The 4945-nt window shown below is 40.8% G+C and carries 5 protein-coding genes; all 5 read right to left on the bottom strand.

Annotated features, from left to right (window positions below; all coding sequences use genetic code 11):
- Positions 1–136 precede the first annotated feature (136 nt).
- From B2X33_RS00025 to B2X33_RS00005, 5 genes are read right to left on the bottom strand one after another with little or no spacing between them, the layout of a single operon-like run.
- Positions 137–1387 (bottom strand): ABC transporter substrate-binding protein, encoded by a 1251-nt coding sequence (locus B2X33_RS00025; RefSeq protein WP_296666503.1) that lies wholly within the window; start codon positions 1385–1387, stop codon positions 137–139.
- A 58-nt stretch (positions 1388–1445) separates the two neighbouring features.
- Entirely contained in the window at positions 1446–2153 is a 708-nt protein-coding gene (locus tag B2X33_RS00020) for an ABC transporter ATP-binding protein (protein ID WP_078931706.1), read from the bottom strand.
- 3 nt (positions 2154–2156) lie between these two features.
- Positions 2157–2894: an ABC transporter ATP-binding protein gene (locus B2X33_RS00015; protein WP_296024845.1), complete on the bottom strand. Its 738-nt coding sequence runs from the start codon at positions 2892–2894 to the stop codon at positions 2157–2159.
- Positions 2895–2937: 43 nt separating this feature from the next.
- The gene (locus B2X33_RS00010) at positions 2938–3954 is read right to left on the bottom strand and encodes a branched-chain amino acid ABC transporter permease (RefSeq protein WP_296024848.1); all 1017 of its coding nucleotides are present in this window, start codon (positions 3952–3954) and stop codon (positions 2938–2940) included.
- Positions 3955–3996: 42 nt separating this feature from the next.
- Positions 3997–4857 carry a branched-chain amino acid ABC transporter permease gene (locus B2X33_RS00005; RefSeq protein WP_296024852.1) on the bottom strand — a complete coding sequence of 287 codons (861 nt, stop codon included), beginning with the start codon at positions 4855–4857 and terminating at the stop codon, positions 3997–3999.
- Positions 4858–4945 lie beyond the last annotated feature (88 nt).

The raw sequence follows: 4945 nt of genomic DNA, 5'->3' as shown, positions 1-4945 counted from the left end.
AAACAACTCATAGATAACTGTTCTTTTTTAAATTCGAAATCCGGACTATTTATAAAAAAAGCTGGCAGTTTTTAAAACCGCCAGCCTCGTTCTGACCTTATTTATCGGTCATTTTTTGTTAATTTGTAATTTGTTTTTATTTTAAAGGAGCTGGATACTGAACATCGGCAGCGGCTTCTTCAAATGGCCATACTGTTGCCCATTCTCCGTTCTGAATCTGAGCAATAGCAACTGTCGCAGGAATGTTATTGTGATGATGTTTTACACCGTCGATAACTTCATCTCCAAACTTGATTTCGTTATATGGAAGAATGATTTTTGGACCATTTGGGAACTGTCCAACGATATGCATACTTGCGAGAGCGTCGCGAACTTTTGTTCCGTCTGTTGAACCCGCCTGTTCAAATGCTGTTTTCAAAATCCAGATTGCAGTAAATGATTCGGCAGAATGTCCGTTCATATCTACGCCATATTTTGCCTTGAATTTATCATTGATTTCTTTTCCTTTCGGGAAGTCAGCAGAAAATTCAACTACAGAAGCGATTCCGTTTGAAATTCCAGGTGTCGCAGGAATAAATGAAGGATCAGCAAATCCGTTTGCTTTTGCAACAATTACAGGCGGATGAGCGTTCTGTTCTGTAAGTGTTTTTGTAAAGAGAATTGCATCTGCAATGTAAGATTCACAAAGAACTGCATCTGGCTTAGCGTTGCGGATTTTCAAAACTTCAGATGTCAAATCTGTTGTTCCGCCCGAATACTGAACTTCTGCTACAATGTTAAATCCGTATTTTGGAGCGAGAATTCTTGAACAACGGATAAGTTCCTGTCCAATGTTTGAGTTATCTGCAAAAATTGCAATGTTCTTCATAGGAACGCCTTTTTTATCTTCCAAATCTTTGAGGTAAAGATACTGGTCTTCTACATAGTCTGTGTTTGTAGGACACATACGGAAGAAATATTCGAGTCCCTGGCTAGAAAGGTTGTCTACTGTCGAAATTGCAGTAATTTCTGGAATTTTATACTGTTCACAAACCTGAGCCGCAATTGCTGTAATTGTTGACTGGTGGCAACCAAGAATTGCATTAACTTTATCCTGAGTTACAAGGCGTTCAGCAACAGAACGGCCAACTTTTGGGTCACCCTGAGTATCGCCACGGACAATTTCGATTTTGCGTCCATTTACACCGCCCTGAGCGTTAATCATATCAACAGCAAAATCAACACCGCGCATAATATTGTTTCCAATTGCCGCCTTATCTCCAGAAAGCGCGTACATTGCGCCAATTTTGATTGTCTGTGCTTCAGCAGATTTTTTTTCACAACCAACTGTAAACACAGCCGCTGCAATAAGAGCAGCTCCTGTCAAAACTTTTGTAATTTTTTTCATAAAAGAGTCCTCCTTCTTCAACTCGTTTACAATATTCTTATGTTAAAGGTCTTTAACCTTAAATGCCAAGATATGCTTTTTTTACATGCTCATTTTTTTCGAGCTCTTCTGCCGTCTGCTCCAAAACAACATGACCGTTTTCGATTACATAGCCGTAATCAGAAACAGCAAGCGCTTTTGTAATATCCTGCTCGACAAGCAAAATACCGATATTTTTTTCTCTGGCAAGATGAACTGCAATTTCCAGAATATCATCAACAATATTTGGAGCAAGACCAAGCGACGGCTCGTCCAAAATCAAAAGCTTTGGAAGACCGGCCAACGCGCGCGCAACTGCAACCATCTGCTGTTCACCGCCAGAAAGAGTTCCTGTAATCTGCTTGCGGCGTTCCTTCAGTTTTGGAAACGCTTCGTAAACAAATTCTTCAGTTTCGGCAAATTTTGCCTTTGCTTCCTTGCTGTATGCGCCCATTTCCAGATTTTCGTAAACCGTCATTCCGGTAAAAAGCTGCCTTCCTTCCGGAACCTGAATAATTCCCTGATCCAAAATAAAACGGCTAGAACGGTCAGCAAGCTCTTCTCCGTTAAAAATAACAGAACCGCTGCTTGCCTTTACCATTCCGGTAATTGTGCGGACAGTCGTTGTCTTTCCAGCGCCATTTGAACCAAGCACAGCAACAACCTGTCCGTCCTTTACTTCAAGAGAAATGTTCCACAAAACCTGAACTTTGCCGTATCCGGCACAAAGATTATTAACTTTAAGCATAAACTATTTTCCCTTTTTTCCAAGATAAACTTCAATTACATACGGATCATTCATTACCTGCAAAGGCGTACCTTCGGCAATTTTTTCTCCATGGTGCAAAACAATAACTTTTTCGCAAAGATTTACGACAGCTTTCATAATATGCTCAATCAAAAACACAGTTATTCCGCTTTCGTTAATTTTGTGAATCAGCTCAATCGCCTGATCAGTTTCGGCAGGGTTCAAACCGGCCATAACCTCGTCCAAAAAAAGCATTTCCGGTCTTGTTGCCAGGGCACGCGCCATTTCCAGACGTTTTTGGTCTGGAGTTCCCATTTCTCCGGCAATTGCATTGCGCTTTGAATAAAGGCCTGTAAATTCCAAGACTTCTTCCGCAATATCTTTAGCTTCCGCCAAATTTTTTGCCTTGTCTTTTCCAAAAAAAGCGCTCGGCACAATGTTGTCCAAAACAGAAAGCGTCGAAAGAGGCTTCATAATCTGGAAAGTTCTTGCAATTCCCATATCAGTATAGTTAAAAGGCTTGCAATCGGTAATATCCCGCCCTTTGTAAAAAATATGTCCTTCTGACGGCGGATAATATCCGCAAATCATATTAAAAGTTGTTGATTTTCCGGCGCCGTTCGGACCAATCATTCCAGTAATTTTGCCTTCTTCGATTTCAAGGGAAAGATCATTTACTGCACGAAGACCACGGAAGTTTTTTGAAATATGTTCTACTTTGATAATTGGTGTATCGCTCATTTGCTGCTCCTTAGAAGTGATAAAACGCACAAACGCACTTTTATCACGCTTCCTCCCCTGCTTTTTTTCCAAAAATCTTAACATCAATCCATTCTTTTACTCTGCTCTTCGAATACCAGCCCAAAATTCCAACCGGCCTAAAGCGAATAATACAAAGCAAGGTAATTGCATAAAGAATAAGGTTGATTCCCGGCAAAATACCGCCAAATTTATTTCTGAGCCATTCACTCAAAGTAAGAAGAATAATTCCGCCAACAAGCGGACCTTCAACAAAAGCAGCGCCGCCGATTACCGCAGGAAGAATAAATTCTGTAGAGAAAGACTGAAGCATAAGGTCGCAGTCAATATAACGGTTGTAATTTGCATAAAAACAGCCAACCATTGCGGCAATCATAGCAGAAATTACAAGCGCAATAACTTTATATTTCATTGGGTTTATACCAATCGCATTTGCAACATCCTCATCTTCGCGGATAGTTTTTAGTGCAAAACCAAGCTTGCTTCTGTTGATTTTTTTCATAATCAGATAAACGCCGATCACCATAAGCAAGGCAATGTAATAATAAGGCGTTTTTGAATGAAACCTAAACTGCGCAAAAGAAGACTCTCCGTACGGAAGCGGAATGCCCATTGCTTTTCCGGCAAACTCCCAGTTAAGCATAAACTGCCTGATTGTCTCGCCAAACGCAATCGAAACCAAAGTAAAATACGGACCGCGGAGCAAAAAGCACGGATAAAAAACAATACCTGCAATTAGACCGACAAAAATCATTGCAATAGGAATCGCAACCCACGGATTCATACCGCTTTTTGTCATAAACAGACAGGCAACATAAGCGCCAAGACCCATATACGCGGCGTGTCCAAGAGAATTTTGGCCAGTCATACCGCCGAGCAAATTCCACGCCAAAGACATTGTCGTAGTATAGAAAATAACTATAAAAACATTTACAAGATACGGATTGCCAGCAAAGACAATCGGCAGCAAAACCAAAACCAGCATAAAAACACCAAGCAAAGCCGCCCGTCTTTTTTTATAAGTAGTCGTTAAATCAAACATATTATCTGTCCCCCAAAAAATCAAAATTAAACCAGCAAAAAACTATCGTCGTCTTAAAATAATAATCTGGCGAACAACAAGAATAATTATGAACGCAACAAACACGGTCAAATCGCGGTAAGTCGGTCCAATAATAAGACTGCTCATTGTTTCCATAAGCCCAAGACAGATACCGGCAATGCACGCGCCTTGAATCGAACCAAAACCGCCGACAACAACAACAATCAGCGCCTTAAAGCTAAACTGGCCGCCAACCGTCGGATTTATTACATAGAACAGAGTAAGCAAGTCTCCGGCAATTCCGGCAAGCGCGCAGCCAAGACCGTAAGTAAAAATGTAGATTTTTTTAACAGGAATACCGACAACTTCCGCGCCAACCGAGTTCTGCGAAACAGCGCGAATCATTTTTCCCATTGTCGAATGTTTAAGGAAAACAAAAAGCCCAACAGTAATTACAATCAGCGCGCACAAGCTTACAAGCTTAGGAAGAAGAATCGAAACCGGTCCAAGATGAATTGTAATTCCCGAATAAGGAGTAACAATAGTCCGGTTAAGCGAAGAAAAGATTACAAGAGCAACATTCTGGTACAAAAGTCCAAGACCAACCGTCAAAAACAGCAAGTTAGTAAAACTATGCGTGCCGAGCGACGGCGTAATAAGAAAGTGCTGAACCAAAGCGCCAATGCCAAAAGTGCAAAGGGCAACAAGCGGAAGCGCGGCATAAGGATCAATGCCAAGCTGCGAAAAAACAAAAGTCAGATACATACCGACCATCAGCATTTCGCCATGACAGAAGTTGATGATTTTCATAACACCAAAAATAACGTTCTGCCCCATACCCATCAGTGAATAAAATCCACCTATCAGAATTCCATTTACCAAAGCCTGAAGAAAAATACCCATAAGATGAACCTCGCGTTACTTTTAAAGCCTAACATTCATCTTGCCAAAGTCAAACTAAAAAACAGTTATAAAACTAGCCGTTATAAAA

This window comes from Treponema sp. UBA785, assembly GCF_002297065.1.
GTDB lineage: Bacteria > Spirochaetota > Spirochaetia > Treponematales > Treponemataceae > Treponema_D.
Note: the sequence above shows the minus strand (reverse complement) of the source record. Positions and strands in the feature narration are given on the sequence as shown.